The organism is Bacteriovorax sp. DB6_IX, from assembly GCF_000447775.1.
Lineage (GTDB): Bacteria > Bdellovibrionota > Bacteriovoracia > Bacteriovoracales > Bacteriovoracaceae > Halobacteriovorax_A.
Map to the genome: position 1 here is coordinate 1 of NZ_AUNJ01000113.1, position 304 is coordinate 304.

The 304-nt window shown below is 37.8% G+C and carries 1 protein-coding gene; it reads right to left on the reverse strand.

The features are described 5' to 3' along the window. On the reverse strand, positions 1–193 hold a 193-nt coding region (locus M901_RS03580), incomplete at its 3' end, for a hypothetical protein (protein ID WP_021276818.1). Positions 194–304 lie beyond the last annotated feature (111 nt).

Genomic DNA, 304 nt, shown 5'->3' on the forward strand with positions numbered 1-304 from the left:
GACTCGCTAACTCAGGCTCGTCTTCCGCTTTAAGATCTCTGATATCCTGGCAATATAGGGCCTTCATATCATCGAAGTAACTACTAGAGCCAATTCCTTTTGGAAATTCCAAATTAAAGTCTCTAAAATTCTTCTTACGGCATATTAGTCCATCACAGAGAACTTTTGTTGTCTGCTCATTTCTTTGAAGCATCTCAAGTCCCTGTTCCCTTATCTCTTTTAAGTTCAATAGAGTTTCAATCTGTACGTAGTAATATTAAGCGGCCACGACTAGGGTTCTTTAAAAGTTTTTCTAATAAACGTG